Below are 23783 nucleotides of genomic sequence, written 5' to 3' on the forward strand. Positions count from 1 at the left end.
CCGTCCCGGGCGGTCGTACCGGCACCGGCGGCCCGGTCGGTCACACCACCCGGGTCGCCCCCGCGAACGGCATCTCGCTGATCGGGGCCACGCGGACCGGGGCCGAGGGGTTCGGGGCGTGGACCATCCGGCCGTTGCCCACGTAGAGGCCGACATGGCTGATGCCGGAGTAGAAGAACACCAGGTCACCGGGGAGCAGTTCGGAGCGGGAGACGCGCTGTCCGGCGCCGATCTGGGCGTAGGTGGTGCGGGGCAGGGAGACGCCCGCGGAGCGGTAGGCGGCCTGGATGAGGCCGGAGCAGTCGAAGGCGTCCGGGCCGGTGGCGCCCCAGACGTAGGGGCTGCCGAGCTTGGAGTAGGCGTAGGAGACGGCCGCCGCCGCACGGGAGTTGGGCGCCCGGGTGGTGGCCGAGGCGGGGGCCGTCAGGGCGTCCCGGGCGTCACCGGACCCCCGTGAGGCGCGGGCCGTGTCGCCCTCGGTGAGCCGGGCGCGTTCCTCGGCCGTCAGTCGGGACAGCAGGCGGCGTGCCGAGTCCAGCTTGCCGGTGATCGTCGTCCTGTGCTTCCTCAGTTCCGCCTGACGGGACTTCAGCGAGGTCAGCTCGATGTGCGCGGCCCCGCGCAACTGCTCGATCTCCCGCAGCTGTTTGCGCACGCTCGCGACGGACGAGGCCTGCCGGGTTCCGGCCCGCTCGACGAACTCGGCGCCGTCCAGGTAGCGGTCGGGGTCGGAGGAGAGCGCCAGGTGCAGGGCGGGGTCCAGACCGCCGTCGCGGTACTGCGCGGCGGCCATCGAACCCAGGGCCTCCCGCGCCGAGTTGAGCTTCTCGGTCCTGCGCGCCGCCTCGTCCTGGAGCGTGGCCAGGCGGGTCTCGGCCGTCTTCGCCTTCTCCTTCGCGCCGTTGTACTTCTCGGTGGCGGCCTCCGCCTCCTGGTACAGCTTGTCCACCTTCGCCTTGACCTGCGTCGGCGTCAGGTTCGGCTCGGCGTGGCCGGTTCCGTCGAAGCCCGTGGCGGTGGCCGCGCCCGCGAGGGCGATCGTCGCCGCGGTGCGGGCCGTGTTGCCGCCGGTGGAACGTTGTCGGGGCTTGCGGTGCGCTGCCAACTGGGGAGCACGTCCTTTCGTACGACCGCCACATCCGTACGGACGCCAAGCGGAAGCGACGTACGGCCGCCCCGGTGGGCGGATCACGCGTCCGGCGGCGGCCCGCACAGGGGGAGCGGGACGCCGCCGGACCTTCTCGGCGGAGGTGGCCGACTGCCGCCCCTGGCCCGGGCGGCGGTGGGGAGCCGGTCACCTGGTGGAGGACGCTAAACCTGACGGTGACGGCGGGGTAACGCGTTGTGCGGAAGTGCCGTGAGGAGGCCACCGGGTGACCGGTTGCGACCGTGATCCCGTATCGATGCCGTCGGCTTCACGCGGCGCGTTGACCGATGTGCGCAATGCCGGACGCACGGGGCTCATGGGCTGCTATGGGCCGCATATATGCAAGATCCGGGTAAGGGGGGCGGGGCGGTGTCGGTGCCCCACGCGCCCCTGATTAGGCTCCGGCCTCATGGACGTACTCATCCATCTCTTCGTCGGCCTGCACATCATCGGCATCGCCTCGCTGCTCGGCGGCTTCCTCACCCAGATGAAGGCGATGGGCGAGGGGACGGCACGGTTCAGCCCGGCCATGCTGCACGGCGCGCTGACGATGCTGATCACCGGCGCGGTGCTGGTCGGCCTCAACCAGGCCGACGACCAGACCGTCAACAACGTCAAGATCGGCGTGAAGCTGGCCCTGCTGGTCGTGATCCTCGGCCTCGTCTACGTGAAGCGGGACGACGAGAAGGTGGACAAGAGCCTGTTCGGCCTGGTGGGCCTGCTGACCACGGCGAACATCTTCATCGCGGTGCTGTGGACGTGACCGTGGCTCAGGCGGGCCGCACCACGCTGTGGATCGCCGACTCGCCGTCGTAGTAGATCGACTCCTCGCGGACGTACGCGCCGGGCTTCGGGGCGTGGATCATCATGCCGTTGCCGATGTAGAGGCCGACATGGGTGACGTCGTCGTAGAAGAAGACCAGGTCACCGGGGCGGGCGGCGGAGAGGGAGACGGTCGTGCCGGCGTTGACCTGGTCGTAGGTGGTGCGCGGGAGGGAGATGCCGGCGGCGTTCCAGGCGGCCTGGGTGAGGCCGGAGCAGTCGTAGGACTCGGGGCCGGTGGCGCCCCAGACGTACGGCTTGCCGATCTGGGTGCGGGCGAAGGCGAGCGCCTTCTCGGCCTTGGTGGCGTAGGAGGGGTCCGTGACGGTGGTGGGGGAGGAGGGGCTGGGCGCGCTGGTTTCCTGTGGCCTCGCCTCCTCCGCGGCCTTCTGGTCCGCCGCCTGCTGCCGGGCCAGCTCCGCGGCCTTGCGGGCGGCCTCCTCCTGCCTCTCCCGCTCGATCGCGGCGAGCCGCGCCTTCTCCTCGGCGGTCAGCTTCGACAGCAGTGCGCGGGCGTCGGCGAGCTTGGTCTGGACGGTGGCCTTGGCCGTCTTCAGGTCGCTCTGCGTCTCGGTGAGCGTCCGAAGGCTCTCCGTGGCCTCCTGGCGCTTCTTCATCGTCGCCGACTGCTCGGTGACGTAGTCGTCGACCGCGCTCTTCTGGCGGGTCGTCATGCGGCCCATCAGCTGCGTCTGGTCGAAGTAGTCCTGGGGTGAGTCCGCGAGCAGGAAGGTCGCCGTGTCGGGCGCGGCGGCGCCGGAGCGGTACTGGGCGGCGGCGAAGGAACCCAGTTCCTCCCGCGCCTCGTTGAGCTTCTGGGTGCGCTCGGCGACGTCGTCCAGGAGGGTGTCGACCTGCTTGCGCTGCTTGGCGGTCTTCTCCTTGGCCCCGTTGTACTTCTCGGTCGCCGACTCCGCCTGCCGGTAGAGGTCGTCGACCTTCTTCTCGACCTCTTCGAGGCTCGGTTTGTCGTCGGCCGGGGCGGCGGTGGCCGTCTGGGACAGCAGGGCCACGGAGGTGAGGGCCGCCGTGGCGAGGGCGGGGGTCCGTATGCCTGCTACGCGCGTACCCGAAGGACGCGACTTGCGGTGCGACGCCAAGGGAGGCGACTCCTTCCGTGTACCGCCTACCGAGTTAGCTGTCGGGTTCGGGCGAGTGCTTCGGAAGGTGTGCCCTACGGCCGTGTCCTGAGCGGGGGACGGGCCGATTCACCCCGGGTTCGGTGGGTCCCCGGTTCCGGTCGCGCGGCGGCGCTGCGGATTCGGCGGAGGCCGTGCGGCCCGGCGAGGTTCGCCGGTGGAGGTCGTACGGCCTGTCCGGCACGGTAGCCAACGCGTGTGGCGGCTGTGAAGGTTGATGTTCGATATGCCCGATACATTTTCGTGACCTGGCGTCAGGGCTTCGCGCTCCGTGGTCAATCCGGAGTGATCTGCCACGACTTGGGCGTATTTTCGCCGGAGTCCGCCTGAGTCTGCCGGAGTGACGACGTCCGGGCGTTTCGGGGCGCTAGCTTCCAGCCAGCCACGGTCCGCTGCCGTGGCGGGTGAGAGGGGTAAGGCCATGGTCATGAGGAAGCGCACGTCACTCGTCGTAGCCACGGGGCTCACCGCGGGAGTGACCCTCGCCGCCACCGCGGGCATCGCGCCCGCGTCCGCCTCGGGAGAGCACGCCGACGCCGTCGGGGGCTCCGGCGGCGCGGGGCGGAAGCCGGTCGTCCGCGTGATCGCGAACGGTCTCGACAACCCGCGACAGCTCTCCTACGACCACGGACGGCTGTACGTCGCCGAAGCCGGGCGCGGGGGCAAGAAGTGCGTCGGGCAGGGACCCGAGGGCGAGACCTGTATCGGCCTGAGCTCGGCGCTCACCAAGATCTACTGGGACGGGGGCGCGTGGAAGCACCACCGGGTGGTGAAGGGGCTCCCCTCGGGCGCCGCCCCCGACGGTGGCTTCGCGACCGGCCTGGACGGTGTCTCCGCCCTGCACGGCAGCGTCTGGGGCGCGATGACCTACGCCCCGCCGGAGGCCGGCATCCCCACCGCCCCGCCCTGGAACACCCTCGGCAAGCTGCTGCGCCTCGGGCACGGCAAGGCGAGGATCGCCGCGGACATCGCCGCCGTCGAGTTCCGGTACAACCCGCACAAGGCGAACCTGGAGTCCAATCCGTACGGCGTCCTCGCCCTCCCCGACGGCCGCCGCATCGTCGCGGACGCGGCCGGCAACGACCTGGTCGTCGTCTCCCCGAACGGCCGGGCCCGCCCCTTCACGGTCTTCCCGAACCACGACGCCAACGAGTCCGTCCCCACCTCCCTCGCCCTCGGCCCCGACGGCACGCTCTACGTCGGCGAGCTCAACGGCGAGGCCGCCCGGCCCACCGCGCGCGTGTGGAAGGTCGACCCCCGGACCGGCAAGATCCTCGGCTGGACCTCCGGCTTCGGCTCCATCACCGGCATCGCCCTCAACGACGACGGCGACCTCTACGTCAGCCAGCTCTTCGCGGGCCGCGTGACCAAGGTCTCCGACGGCCGGCGGACCCACGTGAAGGTGCCGTTCCCGGCGGGCGTGGCCGTCGATCCGCACGACGGCAAGGTCTACGTCTCGGCCTGGTCGATCGCGGACCGGGACGGGACGGTGCTGGAGGGGAGGCGGACGGCGGGGGGTCAGGTGTGGAAGATCCTGGGGTTTTGAGGGGGAGGGGGTGCGGTTCGGGGGTGGGTTGGTCGGCTGGGGTCGGCTCCAATGGCCGGGGCCGGGGCCGGGGCCGGGGCCGGGGCCGGGGCTGAGGCCGGCGGCCGGGTCTGGGGCTTGGGGTTGAGTTCGGGGTCGGGTAGCCGGGTCTGGCTCGGAGTCGGGTTCGGGGTTCGGGGGTGGAGCCGGGGCCAGCTTGTGGTCGGCGGGTCGGCGGGTCGGCGGGTCGGCGGGTCGGCGGGTCGGCGGGCCTGGCGGGCCCGTCGTAGGACTTGCTGAGCCCGCCGCCGGACGCGATCGCGCTCGGCGCGGGGACTGTCGCGGTACGCCGGGTCGGGGCCAGCCTGGTGGTCTGGTACGGGGCTTTGGCCCGGGGGCGGGTGGCCGGGCTTGAGATCCGGGCCCTGCGGTCCGGGCCTGGGGAAGTGCCCGCTGGTCGAGGGGTCGAGGGGTCGGTGGGCGTGGCGGGCCCGTCGTAGGACTTGCTGAGCCCGCCGCCGGACGTGATCGCGCTCGGCGCGGGGACTGTCGCGGTACGCCGGGTCGGGGCCAGCCTGGTGGTCTGGTACGGGGGCCTCGGTCCGGGGTCGGGCGGCCGGGCTTGAGGGCCGGTCCCGGGGAGGTGTCCGCTGGTCGTGGGGCGTGGCGGGCCCGTCGTCGGACTCGCTGAGCCCGCCGCCGGACTTGATCGCGCTCGGCGCGGGGACCGTCGCGAATGCCGGTCCCGGCCGGCCCGGGCGGTCAGGTACGGGGCCTCGGCCCGAGGTCGGGTGCACGGGCTGGAGGTCCGGGCCCGAGGAGGTGCCCGCTGGTCGGGGGTCGAGGGGGCGGCGGGTCGTGGCGGGCCCGTCGCCGGACTTGCCGAGCCCGCCGCCGGACTTGATCGCGCTCGGCGCGGGGACCGTCGTGGAATGCCGGTCCGGGGTCGGGCCCGGTGGTCTGGTGCGGGGACTCGGCGCCGGGTGGGGCGCCGGGGCTTGAGATTTGGCCCCGGGGGGTGTCGATTTCGGCGATGTTCCCGGGGCGGCGGCAGGGTGTCAGTGGGGCGCCCTAGACTCGGAGAGCGATGAGCAGCCTCTTTGACGACAGCTTCCTGGCGAACCTCCAGACCCCCCGGGGCCACGACGAGGAACCTCCGCCGCCGCCCGAGGACGATCACGTGCCGGAGCCCGTGCCGGACGATCTGTTCGGCGGGAAGTTCGACGTGCCGCCGGACCGGGACGCCTACTACCGTGACGGCGCCCCGCGCCCGGCGGTGGATCCGGCCGCGCTCCTGGACGGGCTGAACGAGAACCAGCGCGCCGCCGTCGTGCACTCGGGCACGCCCCTGCTCATCGTGGCCGGCGCCGGCTCCGGCAAGACCCGTGTGCTCACCCACCGCATCGCCCACCTGCTCGGCGAGCGGAACGTCCACCCGGGCCAGATCCTCGCGATCACCTTCACCAACAAGGCCGCGGGCGAGATGAAGGAGCGCGTGGAGCAGCTCGTCGGCCCGCGCGCGAACGCGATGTGGGTGATGACCTTCCACAGCGCGTGCGTGCGGATCCTGCGCAGGGAGTCGAAGAGGCTCGGCTTCACGTCCTCCTTCTCGATCTACGACGCTGCCGACTCCAAGCGCCTGATGGCCCTGGTCTGCCGCGACCTCGACCTCGACCCCAAGCGCTTCCCGCCCAAGTCCTTCAGCGCCAAGATCAGCAACCTGAAGAACGAGCTGATCGACGAGGAGGACTTCGCCGCCCAGGCCACCGACGGCTTCGAGAAGACCCTCGCCCAGGCCTACGCGCTCTACCAGTCCCGCCTGCGTGAGGCCAACGCGCTCGACTTCGACGACCTGATCATGACGACGGTCAACCTGCTCCGCGCCTTCCCCGACGTCGCCGAGCACTACCGCCGCCGCTTCCGCCATGTCCTCGTCGACGAGTACCAGGACACCAACCACGCGCAGTACACGCTGGTCAGGGAGCTCGTCGGCACGGGCTCGCACGATGAGGACGTCCCCCCGAACGACTACGACGTCCCGCCCGCCGAGCTCTGCGTCGTCGGTGACGCCGACCAGTCGATCTACGCCTTCCGCGGCGCGACGATCCGCAACATCCTCCAGTTCGAGGAGGACTACCCGGACGCGACGACGATCCTCCTGGAGCAGAACTACCGCTCCACGCAGACCATCCTCACCGCCGCCAACGCGGTCATCGAGCGCAACGAGTCCCGCCGCCCCAAGAACCTGTGGACCAACGCGGGCGCGGGCGCGCGCATCACCGGCTATGTCGCCGACACCGAGCACGACGAGGCGCAGTTCGTCGCCGAGGAGATAGACCGTCTCACGGACGCGGGCGACGCGAAGGCCGGCGATGTCGCCGTCTTCTACCGGACCAACGCGCAGTCCCGTGTCTTCGAGGAGATCTTCATCCGCGTCGGCCTGCCCTACAAGGTCGTCGGCGGTGTCCGCTTCTACGAGCGCAAGGAGGTCCGGGACGTCCTGGCCTACCTGCGGGTGCTGGCCAACCCGGAGGACTCGGTGCCACTGCGCCGCATCCTCAACGTCCCCAAGCGCGGCATCGGCGAGCGCGCCGAGGCGATGATCGACGCCCTGTCCCAGCGGGAGAAGATCAGCTTCCCGCAGGCGCTGAAGCGCGTCGACGAGGCGTACGGCATGGCCGCGCGGTCGACCAACGCCGTGAAGCGGTTCAACGTGCTGATGGAGGAGCTCCGTACGATCGTCGAGTCCGGCGCGGGCCCGGCGACCGTCCTGGAGGCGGTGCTCGAACGCACCGGCTATCTCGCCGAGTTGCAGGCCTCCACCGACCCGCAGGACGAGACCCGGATCGAGAACCTCCAGGAACTCGCCGCCGTGGCCCTGGAGTTCGAGCAGGAGTCCGGGGAAGCCGCGGAAGGTGAGGCGGCGGCTCCGGTCGGTCTCGCCGCGTTCCTCGAGCGGGTCGCGCTCGTCGCCGACTCCGACCAGATCCCCGACGAGGACGAGGACGGCTCGGGCGTCATCACCCTGATGACCTTGCACACCGCCAAGGGCCTGGAGTTCCCGGTCGTCTTCCTCACCGGCATGGAGGACGGCGTCTTCCCGCACATGCGCGCCCTCGGCCAGACCAAGGAGCTGGAGGAGGAACGGCGCCTGGCGTACGTCGGCATCACGCGCGCGCGGGAACGGCTGTATCTGACGCGGTCCTCGATGCGCAGCGCGTGGGGGCAGCCGTCGTACAACCCGCCCTCCCGCTTCCTGGAGGAGATCCCCGGGCAGCACGTCGACTGGAAGCGGACCGGCGCCACCGCGCCCGTGTCCGCGGGCCCGGTGTCCGCGGTGGCGTCCTCGCTGTCCTCGTCCCGCTCCCGCTCGTCGGCCTCGGGCGCGAACGGCTTCGCCACGCGCCGCGCCTCCGAGAAGCCGGTGGTGTCCCTGGCCGTCGGCGACCGGGTCACCCACGACCAGTTCGGGCTCGGCACCGTGACGGGCGTGAAGGGCACGGGGGCGAACGCCGAGGCGACGATCGACTTCGGGGACACCAAGCCGAAGCGGCTGCTGCTGCGGTACGCGCCGGTGGAGAAGCTGTAGCGCGACGAGCCCCCGTCGAAGGGCGGGGGCTCACGTCGGGAAGTGCCTACGTCGGGAAGTGCCTACGTCGGGTCGATCCCGTGGCTGCGCAGCCACGGAAGCGGGTCGATGGACGAGCCGCCCGCCGGGTGCACCTCGAAGTGCAGGTGCGGGCCGGTCGAGTTGCCGGAGTTGCCGCTGTACGCGATCGGGTCGCCGGCCTTCACCGTCGTACCCGAGGCGACCCGGTAGCTGGAGAGGTGGCAGTACCACGTCTCCGTGCCGTCCTTCGCGGTCACGATCATCATGTTGCCGTAGGCGCTGTTCCACTGCGTCCGCACGGTGCCGTCGGTCGCGGCCATCACGGTCGTGCCGTAGGAGACGGGGAAGTCGATGCCGGTGTGCACGGACATCCAGTTGATGCCGGACTGGCCGTAGTAGGCGCTGAGGCCGTGCTGGGCGACCGGGAGCGCGAACTTCGGGCGCAGCCGCTCCTTGCGGGCCGCCTCCTCCGCCGCCTTCTTGCGCTCGGCCTCCTGCTGGGCCTTGAGGTCGATACGTTCCTGCGTCCGGCTGACCCGGTCGCTGAAGTCGTCCGCCTCGGCGGAGAGGTTCTCCAGCTGGGTGTCGAGCTTGTTGTTCGCGGCGGATGGTTTCACCGCGGTCGCGTCCGCGGCCATCGTCGACGCGTCCTTGCTGTCCTCGGTGAGGGTGCCGACGGAGGCGGCGGCGATGCCCGCGACCCCCATCACGCACGCCGAGGGCACGGCCACCGTCAGCAGGGCGGAACGCCTGGGGGGTGTACGGCGCCGGGAGCGGGCCGCGTTGCGCGTCGCCGCGCGGCCCAGCGGAGCGGGAGCGGCCTCTTCCTGGCCGTCCAGCAGCGGTGTGTCGGCGATCGCGATCGAGGGCAGCACGCCCGTGGCGGCCAACTCACCGTCGGGTGAGGACGCTTCGTGCGGGTGCGGCTCGTGGAGTTGTGCCTCGTGCTGGTCCGGCCCGTGCGGGGTGTCGTACGACTCGCCGTACGGGGCCTGCGGTTCGTACTCCTCGGCGGCCGGTGCGGCGGGGCCGTCGGAGTTCCACTGCGTGGCGTCGTACGCCCCGGTGTCGAAGGCCTGCGTGCCCCATTCCCAGTGCTGGGTCTGGTCGGCCGGGACGCCGGACTGGTCGGGCTGGAGCCAGGCGCTCGCATCCCACTGTCCGCTGGTGTCGGAGCCGTTGTGCTGCGCCGGGATCGCGGAGAGCTGCTGGTCGCCGCACCAGGCGGTGGCGTCGTACGCGCCGGTGTCGTAGGCGGCGTGGTGCTGGGCCGCGTACATGTCGTAGTTCAGGGGCTGCTGGCTGCCGGTGGACCAGTCCGAGGAGTCGTACGTGCCCGTGTGCTCGCCCGGAAGGCTGCCGAAGAGGGGATCCGCGTCGAAGGTCGCGGTGGCGTGGGCGCCGGTGTCGAAACCGGTGGCGTCGTAGGCGTGCTGCGTGGTGAAGTCGCCGTACTGGGCTTCCTGGGTGCCGTAGGACGCGTAATGCGCGGGGTCGGCGTCGGAAGCCGGAGCCGGGGTGGTCATGGTCCCCGACGGGTGACGGTCGTTCACCAACTTCTCTTTCGCCTCGACAACAGGGGCTGCCAGAGCAGTGCGGTGACTGTACCCGGCGGTACGCGGGCGCGACAATCTTCAACCTGTTTCGGGCGCGCAGGAAACGGGCATTCGGCTGTGTTTCGGGGGACTGCGGGCGCGGGTTTGGCCTTGGGTTCGAATGTCGTTCGATATCGGTGAGCTGTCCGACGGCTGTCGCGCCCTTGTGTGAGGGAGGGGCGGGGCGGTGATCAGGCCACCGTCAGACCGCCCGCGCGCGCCGCGGTTTCCTCCCCCGGAAGGGCCGTGTCGAGTGCTCGGCGTATCCCGGCGGCGACGGCCGGGTGCACCGGCAGGGCGAGGTGTCCGATGCCGCTGACCCGCACGTTCTCCACGGTCAGGTCCGGGTGCTCGACGCAGGCGGTCTCCAGCGGGTCCATCAGATGGTCCAGATCGCTCCAGAAACTGACGAAGTGCGTACGGCAGCCCGGCGCGGGCAGAGTGAGCTCCTCGAGCACCTCCGAGCCGGGGCGCATCTGGCGCACGATGGGGTGCGCGTTGGCCAGGGGCGCCACCCGGGTGCCCGAATGCGGTGTGCCGAGTGTCACCAGTGTGCGTACGCGCGTGTCGCCGCCGAGTCGCTGCACGTAGTACCGCGCGATCAGGCCGCCCAGGCTGTGTCCGACCACGTCGACCTGCCGGCTGCCCGTGCGCTCGCAGATCTCCTCGATGTGCCGGCCGAGCAGTGCCGCCGCGGTACGGATGTCGCAGGTCAGCGGGGAGTAGTTCAGCGACTCGATCTGCTGCCTGCCGTGCTGGGCGAGGCTGCGGCGCAGCAGCACGAAGACCGAGCGGTTGTCGATGAACCCGTGCAGCAGCACGACCGGGGGCTTGGCCTCCCGGGGCAGCTGGGTCGCGCTGTCCTCCGGCGCGGGGAGCGGGGGCGCGGGGGCGCGGCGCTCCTGTGCGATGCCGGAGGGATAGAGGAGGAGGTGGCCGGCGAGGATCGCGATCTCCAGGGCGGTCGCTTTGAGAAGGGCCAGGGAGAGGCCCGCCAGCTTGCCCGGGAGCAGGCGCTGACAGAGCGGAAGAATGGGCAGTGCTGCCCCGGTGACCTTCATGGCCGACCTCCTGTCGGCACACAGGAGGACGGCTCCGTCCCCCGTGTGCGCTCATGGGGAGGCGCGGCGGAGGTCCTGATCGACGGAGCGCGAGTGGAGCGCGGGGGGTGGGTGCGGCGAGTGGCGCGTGCTGGTGGGGCTGCCGGCCGGGCCGGCGGTGAGGGTGGTGCGGTGGTTGGGGCCAGTGGTGCCGGTGGTGCGGATGGTGCTGGTGGTGCGCCAATGACGTGACGGGGTTCCCTGTCGATGAGGCGACGAGACTCCCCGCTGTCGTGCCTTACCTGTCCTGCGTGCCCTTCGTGCCGGTGTCGATGCGTCGCACCGCCGCGGCGCGTGGACTGCGGCGCGGCGGTGCGACGACCTCGTTGCGGCTCCCGAACGTGTCCCACCGTGTGATTTCCCCCTCGGTATCCACCGCGAAACTGCCGGTTGCGGGATGCTGGCGATAACGTTCGTTCACTTTCCCGGCCGGTGCGGGTACTCGTGTACTTGTCGGTACGGATGGATGCAGTCGCTTCATGGAGGCAGTGATGGGTGTGGCAGCCGGTCCGATCCGCGTGGTGGTCGCCAAGCCGGGGCTCGACGGCCACGATCGCGGAGCCAAGGTGATCGCCCGCGCGTTGCGGGACGCCGGGATGGAGGTGATCTACACCGGGCTTCATCAGACCCCCGAGCAGATCGTCGGCACCGCCATCCAGGAGGACGCCGACGCGATCGGTCTGTCCATCCTGTCCGGCGCGCACAACACCCTCTTCGCGGCCGTCATCGACCTGCTCAAGGAGCGTGACGCGGCGGACATCCTGGTCTTCGGCGGCGGCATCATCCCCGAGGCGGACATCCGCCCGCTCAAGGACAAGGGCGTCGCCGAGATCTTCACGCCGGGGGCCACGACCCAGTCGATCGTGGACTGGGTCAGGGAGAACGTGCGGCAGCCGGCGGGCGCGTAGGACGGCTTCGCGCGGCCAGGGCCCGGAGGTCAGGCCGCCCCCAACTCCTCGGCCATCGCCGCCCGCAACCGCAGCGTGGACACCAGGCGCTGGAACGCCTCCGCCCAGTAGCCGCCGGCACCGGGACTCGCGTCCTCCGTCTCGTCCGGCACCGCCATCAGCCCGTCGAGGCGCCTGGCCTCGGAAGGGTCGAGGCAGCGCTCGGCCAGTCCCATCACGCCGCTGAAGCTCCATGGGTAACTCCCCGCGTCCCGTGCGATGTTCAGCGCGTCGACGACGGCCCGGCCGAGCGGTTCGGACCACGGCAGCGCGCACACTCCGAGCAGTTGGAACGCCTCCGACAGCCCGTGGGCCGAGATGAACCCGGCGACCCAGTCGGCCCGTTCGGCGCCGCCCAGCGTGGCGAGCAGCTTGGACCGCTCGGCCAGGGACACCGCACCGGGACCGCCGGCCTCGGGAGCCCCGGGCGCCCCGAGCAGGGCCCGTGCCCACGCGGCGTTCCGTTGGCGCACCGCGGCCCGGCACCAGGCCGCGTGCAGTTCGCCCTGCCAGTCGTCCGCCACCGGCAGCGCCACGATCTCCTGGGGCGTACGGCGACCGAGCCGGGCGGGCCAGGTCGCGAGCGGCGCCGCCTCCACCAACTGGCCGAACCACCAGGACCGCTCGCCCCGGCCGGCCGGAGCCTTGGCCACGACACCGTCGCCCTCCATGCCCGCGTCGCACTCGTGGGGCGCCTCGACCACGAGGGTCGGGGTGCTCCCGGTGTGGTCGACGGCCACGCACGCCCCGGCCCTGACCGCCATCCGCGCGGCGAGCGCCGAGCTGGGCAGGGACGACAGCAGCTCCGCCGCCGTGGCCCGGACGTTCCGGCTCCGGTCCGTCAGCGCCTGTTCGAGGAACGGCTCGTCGTCCGGGGCCAGGCCGGTGCGCAGGGAATCGAGGAACATCAGCCGGTCCTCGGCCCGCTCCGTCGCCCAGGTCGTCGCGAGCAGCTCGCGCGCGGCGGCCGGCTCACGGGCGCGTATCGCGCCCAGCAGGGCGACCCGCTCGGCGAACAGCCCTTCCTGCCAGAGCCGTCGGATCCGGTCCGCGTCGTCCAGGTGCGGCAGCGCCACGCCGCCGCCCGGCGTCGCGCGCAGGGCGAACCGCCAGTCGGGGTTCAGCCGGGCGAGCCACACCGCCCGCGGGCCCGCGAAGGCCAGCGCCGCCTGCCGCAGGTCCGTGCGTCCGCGGGCCGCGTCCAGGAGTGCGGGCAGCAGCTCCGGGGGCGGCGCGAACCCTTGGGCGTTCGCCGTCGCGAGCCACTGAGGCAGCAGTTCCATCAGGTCCGGTGCCGTGCCTCTGCGGCCCCCGCCGCCGGTGCCCGGACGGTCGGTCAGCAGCATCGCCAGCCTGCGCGCCGCGGCGGTGGGCAGCGGCGGTCGCGGGTCCTTCGCCGCCGGCTCCGGACGCGCGGCCGCCCGGCCCGGCCGCAGCCCGGCCCGGCGTCGTACGGTCTCCACGGCCGCCGCGTCCAGCAGCGCCGCCGGAGCCTGCGGGCCCGGCGGGCAGCCCGGTGGGGTGCGCCGCTCCGTGCCGAGCAGCGCCGCCGTGACGAGTTCCTCCCAGGCATTCGGCGCGGGTGCGTCCACAGGGGTGGGAGTCCCGTTCATGCGCTGCCCTCCGTGCGCTGTCGTGTGTGGCCTTGGCCTGCCGATGCTTCTCGTGCGGTCCCCAGGAGCGGTTTCCGCGCGGTCCCTGGACTGGTTCGGACTGGTTGAAGGCTCACTCGTCGCGGGTGTCCAGGGGAGCGCGAGGCATGCGTGGCGTGAGTGAGAGGAGGCGGGCCGTCGGCCGGACGAGCGGGGCGGACCGGCGCGGTGGACGCGGGGCGGTTCAGCACAGCGGCACCGCCTCGCCCGCGCCCTCCGGCCAGGCCGTCAGCGGGGTGAAGCCCTGGTGGCCGCACTCGCCGAAGACCTTGACCGGGGCGCCGCCCGACAGGGAGACCAGCTTCCACAGGCCCGGACGCGCACGGGCGGCGGGGGTCAGCGGCAGCGCCGTGTCCCCGTCGGCGTCCGCCAGCTGCCAGGAGTCACCGTCCGGCGTCGGGACGACCCGGTCCAGTGTCACCGGGACCGAGTCCAGCCAGGGATCGTCCCGCAGGGCCTCTCCGTAACGGGCCGTCGCTTGGGCCGTCGTCATCCCCGGTGGCCGTGTCGGCACCGGAACGGGCTGCGTGAACTGCTCGCCCAGAGCCACCCGGGGCTGCCCCGCGCCCGGGTAGGCGGACACCTCCGCGTCCAGGGTCAGGCCCACCGGCAGCGCGAGCTCCGGGGCACGGCCGGCGGCGCCGTAGGAGAGGAGAAGTACCGTACGGTCCGTCTCGGCGCCGTACAGCCAGGCCCGACGTGTCGTCAGACGGCTGTCCGCCGTGTCGAACTGGGCGAGGACCAGCCAGCGGTCCCGCACCGGCGTGCCGTCCGCCGAGGCGGGCAGGCCGATCCGGGAACGGACCGTGGCCGCCAGGGCGTCCGGCAGGCCCTCACGGTGCAGCCAGCCCCGGTCGAGGAGATGGAGGAGCGCGCACTCCTCCAGCAGCCGCACCGGCCAGCCGGGGCCGGAGGACGGTATCGCCCCCAACTCCCGCACCCGCGCCGCCAGCCCGGAGGCCTGCGCGTCGACCATGCGGGCCGCGGTCTCCTCCCACTGCCCGTACCCCGTCTGTTCCGCGCCCGCGAGACCGCCGCGCAGCAGATCGGCCAGCCGCTGCTCCAACTCCGTCGCCCCGGCGGTGATCCGCTCGGCCCGGCGCTCCGCCCTGCGCCGCGTCGCCTCGGGATCAGCCGAGCCGGAGGAGGAACCGGCGGCGCCCGCCGTGCGCTTGTCCTCCGCCCGCTTTCTTCTCCCCTCCATCCACTGCTCGGCCCACTCCGGCGGCTGCCCCTGCGGCACCGCGCCGTCCCCGCCCGCCCAGAGCAGCAGCAGCCCGAGCGCGTGCTTGCACGGGAACTTACGGCTCGGACAACTGCACTTGTACGCCGGGCCGGACGCGTCCGCGATGTCCACGACCGTTTGATACGGCTTGCTGCCACTGCCTTTGCACAGCCCCCACACCGTCCCCTCCCCACAACTGCCCGCCTCGGACCACGGACCGGCCGCGCCGAGTTTGCTCCCTGCTTTGCGTGACGAGGCGTCAGGCGCCAGTGACAGCACCTGGTCCGCGCTCCAGCGCACCCCCTGCTGAGTCATGTCATCGAAAGTAGATCCCCCCACTGACAATCGCCCCGGGCGAGCGCGTTCGCGCAGGTCAGAACGGATTGTCAGTGGCGTGGTGCACGGTGGACACCAGATCCGAACCGGCCGAGCTGGAGGGGGCCTCAGCCATGTCTGTGTCCGTAGAGCCGAAGTCTGTCGAAGTGCCCGAGGGGGAGACCGCCGACGCGTTGCGGCCGCATGCCGAGAACGCCTTCGCGGGCGAACTCGCCGCGCTCGCCGCGCAGGACGACCGGCCGCGCCCGGCCCGCTGGAAGCTCTCGCCGTGGGCGGTGGCCACCTATCTCCTCGGAGGCACCCTGCCCGACGGCACGGTGATCACGCCGAAGTACGTGGGCCCGCGCCGTCTCGTCGAGGTCGCCGTCACCACCCTCGCCACCGACCGCGCCCTGCTCCTGCTCGGCGTGCCCGGCACCGCGAAGACCTGGGTGTCCGAGCACCTGGCCGCGGCGGTCAGCGGCGACTCCACCCTGTTGGTGCAGGGCACGGCCGGCACCCCGGAGGAGGCGATCCGGTACGGCTGGAACTACGCGCAGCTGCTCGCGCACGGCCCGAGCCGTGACGCCCTCGTCCCCAGCCCCGTCATGCGGGCGATGGCCGAGGGGATGACGGCCCGCGTCGAGGAACTGACCCGTATCCCCGCCGACGTCCAGGACACGCTCATCACGATCCTGTCGGAGAAGACGCTGCCCATACCGGAACTGGGCCAGGAGGTGCAGGCGGTCCGCGGGTTCAACCTGATCGCGACGGCCAACGACCGCGACCGCGGGGTCAACGACCTGTCCAGCGCCCTGCGCCGCCGTTTCAACACGGTCGTGCTGCCGCTGCCGGAGAGCGTCGAGGCCGAGGTCGACATCGTCTCGCGGCGCGTCGACCAGATCGGCCGCTCCCTCGACCTGCCGGCCGTGCCCGACGGCATCGCCGAGATCCGCCGTGTCGTGACCGTCTTCCGTGAACTGCGCGACGGCGTCACCGCCGACGGCCGGACCAAGCTGAAGTCGCCCAGCGGCACGCTGTCCACGGCGGAGGCCATCTCCGTCGTCACCAGCGGACTGGCGCTGGCGGCGCACTTCGGCGACGGCGTCCTGCGAGCCGGTGACGTCGCCGCGGGCATCCTCGGCGCCGTCGTCCGCGATCCGGCGGCCGACCGGGTCATCTGGCAGGAGTACCTGGAGGCGGTCGTCCGTGAACGCGACGGCTGGAAGGACTTCTACCGGGCCTGCCGCGAGGTGAGCGCGTGAACGACACCGGGCGGCACCGGAGCGTGGAGAGGAGGGGACGGCGTGACCGGAGTTGAGGAGACCGCGGGACGGTGGCCCGGGCGGGGGCCGCTGCTGCTGGGGGTGCGGCACCACGGGCCGGGGTCCGCGCGCGCGGTGCGGGCGGCGTTGGCCGCCGCCCGGCCCGAGGTCGTGCTGATCGAGGGGCCGCCCGAGGCCGACGCCCTGATCCCGCTGGCCGCCGACGAGGACATGCGGCCCCCGGTCGCGCTCCTCGCCCACGCCGTGGACGAGCCGGGCCGCTCGGCGTTCTGGCCGCTGGCCGAGTTCTCCCCGGAGTGGGTCGCGATCCGCTGGGCCCTGGAGCACGAGGTCCCGGCCCGCTTCATCGACCTGCCGGCCGCGCACACCCTCGCGTGGGGGAGCGACGCGGCCACCGAGCCCGAGGACGGGACCTCGGCCGGTGCCGACGCGCCCGTGCCCGACGCCCAGGTGCGGGTCGATCCGCTGGCCGTGCTCGCCGAGACCGCCGGGTACGACGACCCGGAGCGGTGGTGGGAGGACGTCGTCGAGCACCGGGGCGGGACAGCGGGGACGGAGGGGGACACGGGGGATCCCTTCGCGCCGTTCACCGTGCTGGAAGAGGCCATGGGAGCGCTGCGGGAGGCCTTCGGGACCGGGGGACACGACAAGGATCTCGTGCGGGAGGCGTACATGCGGCTCCAGACGCGGGCGGCGCAGCGCGAGTTCGGGGACGCGGTGGCCGTGGTGTGCGGGGCCTGGCACGTGCCCGCGTTGCGGCGCAGGACCACCGTGGCCGCCGACAAGGGGCTGCTGAAGGGGCTGCCCAAGGTCAGGACGGACATGACCTGGGTGCCGTGGACGCACCGCCGGCTGGCACGGCACAGCGGGTACGGCGCGGGCATCGACTCCCCGGGCTGGTACGGCCATCTGTTCGGCGCGCCGGACCGGCCGGTCGAGCGATGGCTGACCAAGGTGGCGGGACTCCTGCGGGAGGAGGACCGGATGGTGTCCTCGGCGCACGTCATCGAGGCGGTGCGGCTGGCGGAGACGCTCGCGGCGATGCGGGGCCGCCCGCTGGCGGGGCTGACCGAGACGACCGACGCCGTACGGGCGGTGATGTGCGAGGGCTCGGACGTGCCGCTGGCCCTGGTGCACGACCGGCTCGTGGTGGGGGACGTACTGGGGGAGGTGCCGCAGGCTGCGCCCGCGGTGCCGTTGCAGCGGGACCTCGACCGGATCCAGCGGCGGCTGCGGCTCAAACCGGAGGCGCTGGAGCGGGAGTTGGAGCTCGACCTGCGCAAGGACACCGACGCGGAGCGCAGCCGGCTGCTGCACCGGCTGACGCTGCTGGGCGTGGCGTGGGGCGAGCCGGTCGCCTCGCGGGGCAGCACGGGCACCTTCCGGGAGACCTGGCGGCTGCGCTGGGAGCCGGAGCTGGCCGTGCGGGTCGCGGAGGCGGGGGTGTGGGGGACGACCGTCCTCGCCGCGGCGACCGCCAAGGCGGAGTCCGACGCCGTCGCGGCACCGGGCCTCGCCGATGTCACTGGGCTCGCCGAGCGCTGCCTGCTGGCCGAACTGCCGGACGCGCTGCCCACGGTGACGCGGGTCCTCACCGACCGGGCGGCCCTCGACACCGACGTCGGCCATCTCGCCCAGGCCCTGCCCGCCCTGGTCCGTTCCCTGCGCTACGGCGACGTGCGCGGCACGGACACGGGAGCGCTGACGGAGGTCGCCGCGGGCCTCGCCGAGCGGATCTTCGTCGGCCTGCCCCCGGCCTGTACCGCTCTGGACACGGACGCCGCCGAGGAGATGCGCCGCCATGTCGACGCGGTGCACTCGGCGGTGGGGCTGCTGGGCGAGGCGCCCGCCGCGGCCCACGCGGACCTGCGGCAGCGTTGGCACGCGGTGCTGCGGGTGCTGTCCGCGCGGGACACCATGCCCGGCGTGATCCGAGGCCGTGCCGTACGACTGCTGCTGGACGGCGGGGAGTTGGCCCAGGACGAGGCGGCGCGGCTCATGGGACTCGTGCTGTCGCCGGGAACACCGCCGGCGGACGCGGCCGCCTGGATCGAGGGCTTCGTGGGCGGCGGCTCCGGCGGCGGGATGCTGCTCGTCCACGACGAACGGCTGCTCGCACTGGTCGACGCCTGGCTCACCGGGGTGCCGGCGGAGGCGTTCACCGACGTCCTGCCCCTGCTGCGGCGCACCTTCTCCGCGTACGAGCCGGGCGTCCGCCGGACCCTCGGCGAACTGGTCCGACGCGGGCCGGGGAGCACCAGGAGGACGGCGAGCACCGGGACGGGCATACCCGGTTTCGCTCCCGACCTCGACAGCGGGCGCGCGGACGCCGTGCTGCCGGTGCTGCGGCTGCTGCTGGGGCCGGACGCGGCGGAAAAGGGCGCCGACAACGACCTTGTGGGGGTGACGCGATGACGACCGAGAGGGAGAGGGCGGGAGAGGACGTGGCGACTCCGGGAGCAGTGGATGTCATGGAGGCAGGGGTAGCGGAGGCGGTGGAGGCAGCGGAGATCGTGAAGACCGGTACCGAGGGCTACGGGGACCGGCCGGCGCTCCGGCGGCGGACTTCCGCGTTCGGCCACGGCCCGACGACGACCGTGCCGGTGATCCCTCTCTGGGACCGGCTGCCCGTGGGGGTGTGCTGATGACGACCGAGACGAGCAATCAGGCGGACCCGGCCGGTCCGGTCGACCCCGCGCAGGAGCGGCTGCGGCGTTGGCGGCTCGTGCTCGGGGGTGAGGAGGCCGACGGCACGGGGTGCCGGCTGTCCGGGCAGGACGCGGCGATGGACGGGGCGTTGACCGCGCTCTACGGCAAGGGGGAGGGGCAGGGCCGGGCCGGGCGGGACCGTTCGGCGGGGCTGGGGTCGTCGGCGCCGTCGGTGGCGCGTTGGCTCGGGGACATCCGGACGTACTTCCCCTCCTCCGTGGTCCAGGTCATGCAGCGCGACGCCATCGACCGGCTCGGGCTGTCCACGCTGCTGCTCGAACCGGAGATGCTGGAGGCGGTGGAGGCCGATGTGCACCTGGTCGGCACGCTGCTCTCCCTCAACAAGGCGATGCCGGAGACGACGAAGGAGACGGCGCGGGCGGTCGTGCGCAAGGTCGTCGAGGACCTGGAGAAGCGGCTCGCCACCCGCACCCGGGCCACGCTCACGGGGGCGCTCGACCGCAGCGCCCGTATCAACCGGCCGCGCCACCACGACATCGACTGGAACCGCACGATCGCGGCCAACCTCAAGCACTACCTGCCGGAGTACCGCACGATCGTGCCGGAGCGGTTGGTCGGCTATGGGCGGGCGTCCCGGTCGGTGAAGAAGGAGGTCGTGCTCTGCATCGACCAGTCGGGATCGATGGCGGCGTCCGTCGTCTACGCCTCGGTGTTCGGGGCGGTGCTGGCGTCCATGCGGTCGATCACCACACGGCTCGTCGTCTTCGACACGGCGGTCGTCGACCTCACTGACCAGCTCGACGACCCGGTCGACGTGCTGTTCGGCACGCAGCTGGGCGGTGGGACGGACATCAACCGGGCGCTCGCGTACTGCCAGTCGCAGATCACGCGGCCCTCGGAGACGGTGGTCGTGCTGATCAGTGATCTGTACGAGGGCGGCATCCGCAACGAGATGCTCAAGCGGGTCGCGGCGATGAAGGCGTCGGGGGTGCAGTTCGTGACGCTGCTCGCACTCTCCGACGAAGGGGCTCCCGCCTACGACCGGGAGCACGCGTCGGCGCTCGCCGCGCTCGGCGCACCGGCCTTCGCGTGTACGCCCGACCTCTTCCCCGACGTGATGGCGGCGGCCATCGAGAAGCGGCCGCTTCCGACACCGGAGACGGCCTGAGGCCGCCTGAGACGACCTGAGACGGTCTGAGACCGGCCGACCGGGCGGAAATCGACGGGGATTTGTCGACCCACTGACGTGGACTCGGCCCAGCAAAACGGACATGAGTACGCATCGGGAGCGAGGGGCTTGCGCAACCTCGGGCGTCGCGTGCGAGGATCGGCGACCGTCAGCGGTGCGACTCGCTTTCCTCGCTCGCACCCGCGTACCTCGTTCCGCCACATGGGAGGACTCTCCCCATCTTGACCTGGGCTGCCGTGTTTCCCGATGCCGCTCTGCGCGTGATGCGTACGGCGGCCGGGCGGTATGCGCTGCGAGTGGCGGTGCTGGTGGGCGGTTTGTTCGCGCTCGGTCTCCTCTGCGGGGAGCAGGCACACGCGGTGGACGGGGTGCCGTCGGCTCCCCCGAAGACCGTGCGGTCGTCGACGACGGATGCGCTCGGCGGGGTGACGCGCTCCGGCATCACCGACCCCAAGCCGTCTGCCGTCGGCACGAACGTGGACGTCAAGGACCCTGTGCCGGGTCCCGTGGTGCGGCAGGTCGTCCGGTCCGTGGGGACCCGGGTCGTCCGGCCCGTCGGTGATGTCGCCGAGAAGGTGACCGAGGTGGTGGCCGACGCGCAGGCGAAGTTGCCGCCGTCGGTATCGCTGCCGGGCTTGCCGAGCCTGCCGGGCAAGCCGGGCTTGCCGAGCCTGCCGGATATGCCGGAGTCGAGCCTCCCGGGCTTCCCGCACGCCCCGAGCTGGCCCGAGTCGCCGAGTTGGCCGGAAGCCCCGTCCTGGCCGGGCCTGCCGACGCCGCCCGGTGCTCCCGAGCTACCCGGTCTGCCCGGTGTTCCGGCTGTTCCGGGGGAGACGTTGCCCGCGCCGGTGAGTTCCGTGCCGGTCACGCCCGCGCCGCAGCCGGGCGCGGGGGCGACCTCGCCGGGGGCGAAGGGTGAGGATTCCGGGGGGCGTTCAGCCGTAGAGGCGCCTTCCGTCCACGGGCCCCGATTCATGGACGGCGCCGTGGCGAGCAGCGGTGCGGCGTCGGCAGCCACGCACCGGGCCGCTCCCGCCGGGCCCGTCCCCGCGCCCCAGTCGCCCGGTTCCCCGGGTGGCGCCCTGCTCGGCAAGTCGGCGATGGACAGCGGCACTTCGCGGCACGGCGGTGACGCCAACGCGGTCACCCTCGATCACCGGGCGCCGTTGCGGCTCGTGCCCGGCGCGGCCGTCGGCGTCGACGCCGACGGGACCCGGAACAGGCACCGGGACATTCCGGTCTCTCCGGCCTAGGCAGGACATCCCCCGCAGCAGACCTGCCGCGCGGGGGCGGAACAGGTCTGTCCGCCCGTCCGGATCCCCCTCGATCACCGGATCACCAGATCATCGGATCTCTTGATCTCCCGATCTCCGGACGAAGCCCCGGCGCCTTTCTCCAGGCACCGGATGTCCCAGCCTTCCCAGGTCCCGAGGCCCCGACGGCTCCGCCGTGGCGCTTCGGAACTTCCGAGGATCTAAGGATCTGACGCACACCATGAACAAGAACATCCGCCGTTCCATCGTGATAGCCGCCGGTGTCACGGGCGCTTGGGCGCTCGGCTCCGCCGTGGCCAACGCGGACGAACTGCCCGCGTCCTCCCTCTCCACGCCGGACGCGACGACCGACACCGTCGGCGCCACCGTCACTGACACCGCCACGGCCACGGCCACGAGCACCGACACCTCCCGGACGGCCTCCACCGCCGACCAGGCCCGCCGTTACGTCGACGCGAAGGTCACCGCGCCGAAGGCCTCCAAGGTCAGGGGCGCCGCCGCGATCCAGGGCGCCAAGGCGGCCCGCGCGGCGCAGGCCGAGGCGGGCGCCGTCACCGCCGAGACCGTCACCGGCGTCCGGAACACCGTCTCCGACGCGAGCGCGCCCCAGGACGAGGTCGACTACCTTTTCGGCCCCCTCTCCGTCTTCGCCCCCGAGTTGGAGCAGGCGCCGGACACGGCCGTCGGCGCGGGACGCACCGCGGTCGACGCCACCGGCACGGTCACGAGCGCCGCGCACACCACGGTCACCGGCACCGTCACCGGCGCCGAGGCCCGGATCGGCGGCGCGACGGGGGCCCTCCAGGGCGAGGCCGGCACCGTCACGGGCGCTGCCACCGCCACCGTCTCCGGCGTCCCCAGCCACCTCACCGGCACCGTCACCGGCGTAGAACAGCGGGTCGTCGGCACGGTCGCGAGCGTGCCAGGGACCGTCACCCCGGTCCTCGACCAGACCGCGGCCGCGGCCGTGCCGCCGGTGGCGTACACCGCGGTGGCCGGTGCGGTGCCGGTCGCAGAGCGGGCCGTGGGCGGGGCGACCCCTGTCGTCGGCGGCGCCGCGGCCGGGGTGGCGGGAACCGCCGGGCACACCGTCGACGCCGCCGGCGCACTGGCGTACGGGGTCGTCGCCGAGGTCCAGCCGGTCGTCACCGGCGCGGTGAGCGGTGTGCGGCCGGTCGCCACGGGCGCGGTCGGCCAGGCGCGGCAGACGGCGTACGGCGTGGTCGCGGACGTTCCGCCGTACGCCACCGGCGTGGTCGCGGACGTTCCGCCGTACGCCACCGGCGTGGTCGCGGACGTTCCGCCGTACGCCACCGGTCTGGTCGGCCGGATCGCCGCCGACACCGCCGACTCGGTCCTGCCGCCCGTCGTGAACACCGCCGTGCGCGGCGTGGTCCCGGCCGCCGGGCAGGCCGTCGAGGACGCGGGCGCGCTGGCGTACGGCGTCACGCGGGAGGTCGGTCCCTTCGCCGGAGGTGTCGTCGGTGAGACGGCCCCGCTCGCGGAGGACGTCTCCGGTCACGCGACCCACCTCGGCCACGACGTCGCCGGCCACGCGACCCACCTCGGCCACGGCGTGACCGGACAGGTGCCCCCCTTCGCGGAGGGCGTCACCGGCGCCGTCCGGCCGGTCGTGGACACGGTCGTCGAGACGGTCCGCCCGGTCGTGGAGGGCGTCGGCGGCAGCGCCACGACGCTGGCGTACGGCGTGACCGGCTCCGCGACCGATCTGGCGTACGGAGTCACCGGTGACCTCGCGCCCTTCGCGCAGGGCGTCACGGGAGAGGTGGCCCCGTTCGCGTACGGCGTCGCCGGCCAGGTCGCCCCCTTCGCGCAGGACCTGACCGGGACGGTCCGGCAGAGCGCGGACCCGCTGGCCGGTCATGCCCTCTCCGGTGTGGAGGGCGTGGCCGACTCGGCCACCCCGGGCTATGCGCAGGACGTACAGAACGCCCAGGGCGTGCACCTCGGCGGCGCGTACGGCGTCTGACGCTCCCGCACCCACCCATGCGCCGCCGCCGGAGGGGGAACGACCCGGCGGCGGACGACCGACTCCATGAGGGTCCCGGCCACGGACGGCCGAAAGCCGTCGGTCTGTCCGGCCGGCACCTCGTGGACGGGACGGACTGGTCCCCATTGGGGTGGGGACCGCCCGTCCTGAGCCCCTGAGGGGCTGCTCAGGGGACCTCACCGGGTCAACCCCAACCCGGTGAGGTCTCTCCCCGACGGCACGCCGTGCCAGTGATCCCGGCATCATGTGACAGGTATCACCGCTCAGGTGTGACTC

At 72.9% G+C, this 23783-nt stretch carries 16 protein-coding genes and 1 riboswitch; of the genes, 10 read left to right on the forward strand and 6 right to left on the reverse strand.

Annotated features, from left to right (window positions below; genetic code table 11):
* Nucleotides 1-40: 40 nt before the first annotated feature.
* Entirely contained in the window at nucleotides 41-1105 is a 1065-nt protein-coding gene (locus tag K4B79_RS37670) for a C40 family peptidase (protein WP_232031908.1), read from the reverse strand.
* A gap of 451 nt (nucleotides 1106-1556) precedes the next feature.
* On the opposite strand from K4B79_RS37670, the gene K4B79_RS37675 reads away from it, so the two are divergent.
* Nucleotides 1557-1910 carry a hypothetical protein gene (locus K4B79_RS37675; protein ID WP_232031909.1) on the forward strand — a complete coding sequence of 118 codons (354 nt, stop codon included), beginning with the start codon at nucleotides 1557-1559 and terminating at the stop codon, nucleotides 1908-1910.
* 7 nt (nucleotides 1911-1917) lie between these two features.
* On the opposite strand, the gene K4B79_RS37680 is transcribed toward K4B79_RS37675, so the two are convergent.
* Entirely contained in the window at nucleotides 1918-3069 is a 1152-nt protein-coding gene (locus tag K4B79_RS37680) for a C40 family peptidase (protein WP_232031910.1), read from the reverse strand.
* Nucleotides 3070-3077: 8 nt separating this feature from the next.
* Nucleotides 3078-3246, reverse strand: a riboswitch (cyclic di-AMP (ydaO/yuaA leader).
* A gap of 289 nt (nucleotides 3247-3535) precedes the next feature.
* Between K4B79_RS37680 and K4B79_RS37685 the strand changes: the two genes are divergently transcribed.
* A complete protein-coding gene (locus tag K4B79_RS37685; RefSeq protein ID WP_232031911.1) occupies nucleotides 3536-4654 on the forward strand; it encodes a ScyD/ScyE family protein in 1119 nt (372 codons plus the stop codon).
* A gap of 1066 nt (nucleotides 4655-5720) precedes the next feature.
* On the forward strand, nucleotides 5721-8222 hold the full coding sequence (gene pcrA, locus K4B79_RS37690) for a DNA helicase PcrA (RefSeq protein WP_232031912.1): 2502 nt from the start codon (nucleotides 5721-5723) through the stop codon (nucleotides 8220-8222).
* A 62-nt stretch (nucleotides 8223-8284) separates the two neighbouring features.
* Here pcrA and K4B79_RS37695 read toward each other — a convergent pair whose 3' ends face one another.
* The gene (locus K4B79_RS37695; RefSeq protein ID WP_232031988.1) at nucleotides 8285-9769 is read right to left on the reverse strand and encodes a M23 family metallopeptidase; all 1485 of its coding nucleotides are present in this window, start codon (nucleotides 9767-9769) and stop codon (nucleotides 8285-8287) included.
* A gap of 260 nt (nucleotides 9770-10029) precedes the next feature.
* A complete protein-coding gene (locus tag K4B79_RS37700; protein WP_232031913.1) occupies nucleotides 10030-10899 on the reverse strand; it encodes a lipase family alpha/beta hydrolase in 870 nt (289 codons plus the stop codon).
* A 530-nt stretch (nucleotides 10900-11429) separates the two neighbouring features.
* Between K4B79_RS37700 and K4B79_RS37705 the strand changes: the two genes are divergently transcribed.
* Nucleotides 11430-11846: a cobalamin B12-binding domain-containing protein gene (locus tag K4B79_RS37705; protein ID WP_232031914.1), complete on the forward strand. Its 417-nt coding sequence runs from the start codon at nucleotides 11430-11432 to the stop codon at nucleotides 11844-11846.
* Nucleotides 11847-11875: 29 nt separating this feature from the next.
* Here the strand turns inward: K4B79_RS37705 and K4B79_RS37710 are convergent, their stop codons facing one another.
* Both K4B79_RS37710 and K4B79_RS37715 read right to left on the reverse strand, forming a co-directional pair.
* Nucleotides 11876-13498: a DUF5691 domain-containing protein gene (locus tag K4B79_RS37710; RefSeq protein ID WP_232031915.1), complete on the reverse strand. Its 1623-nt coding sequence runs from the start codon at nucleotides 13496-13498 to the stop codon at nucleotides 11876-11878.
* Between the two features lie 223 nt (nucleotides 13499-13721).
* Nucleotides 13722-15077, reverse strand: a complete 1356-nt coding sequence (locus tag K4B79_RS37715) for an SWIM zinc finger family protein (RefSeq protein WP_232031916.1) — start codon at nucleotides 15075-15077, stop codon at nucleotides 13722-13724.
* Nucleotides 15078-15211: 134 nt separating this feature from the next.
* On the opposite strand from K4B79_RS37715, the gene K4B79_RS37720 reads away from it, so the two are divergent.
* From K4B79_RS37720 to K4B79_RS37745, 6 genes are all read left to right on the forward strand, one after another.
* Nucleotides 15212-16342 carry an ATP-binding protein gene (locus K4B79_RS37720; RefSeq protein ID WP_232031917.1) on the forward strand — a complete coding sequence of 377 codons (1131 nt, stop codon included), beginning with the start codon at nucleotides 15212-15214 and terminating at the stop codon, nucleotides 16340-16342.
* Nucleotides 16343-16384: 42 nt separating this feature from the next.
* Nucleotides 16385-18778 (forward strand): DUF5682 family protein, encoded by a 2394-nt coding sequence (locus tag K4B79_RS37725; protein ID WP_232031918.1) that lies wholly within the window; start codon nucleotides 16385-16387, stop codon nucleotides 18776-18778.
* 56 nt (nucleotides 18779-18834) lie between these two features.
* Entirely contained in the window at nucleotides 18835-19008 is a 174-nt protein-coding gene (locus K4B79_RS37730) for a hypothetical protein (protein WP_232031919.1), read from the forward strand.
* Nucleotides 19008-20201: a vWA domain-containing protein gene (locus K4B79_RS37735; protein WP_232031920.1), complete on the forward strand. Its 1194-nt coding sequence runs from the start codon at nucleotides 19008-19010 to the stop codon at nucleotides 20199-20201. Before K4B79_RS37730 ends, K4B79_RS37735 begins: the two co-directional genes overlap by 1 nt.
* A 242-nt stretch (nucleotides 20202-20443) precedes the next feature.
* Nucleotides 20444-21475 carry a hypothetical protein gene (locus tag K4B79_RS37740; RefSeq protein ID WP_232031921.1) on the forward strand — a complete coding sequence of 344 codons (1032 nt, stop codon included), beginning with the start codon at nucleotides 20444-20446 and terminating at the stop codon, nucleotides 21473-21475.
* 241 nt (nucleotides 21476-21716) lie between these two features.
* Nucleotides 21717-23486 carry a hypothetical protein gene (locus K4B79_RS37745; protein ID WP_232031922.1) on the forward strand — a complete coding sequence of 590 codons (1770 nt, stop codon included), beginning with the start codon at nucleotides 21717-21719 and terminating at the stop codon, nucleotides 23484-23486.
* The last annotated feature ends 297 nt before the right edge of the window (nucleotides 23487-23783 follow it).

It is taken from the genome of Streptomyces lincolnensis (genome assembly GCF_021173675.1).
GTDB classification, from domain to species: Bacteria; Actinomycetota; Actinomycetes; order Streptomycetales; family Streptomycetaceae; genus Streptomyces; species Streptomyces lincolnensis_B.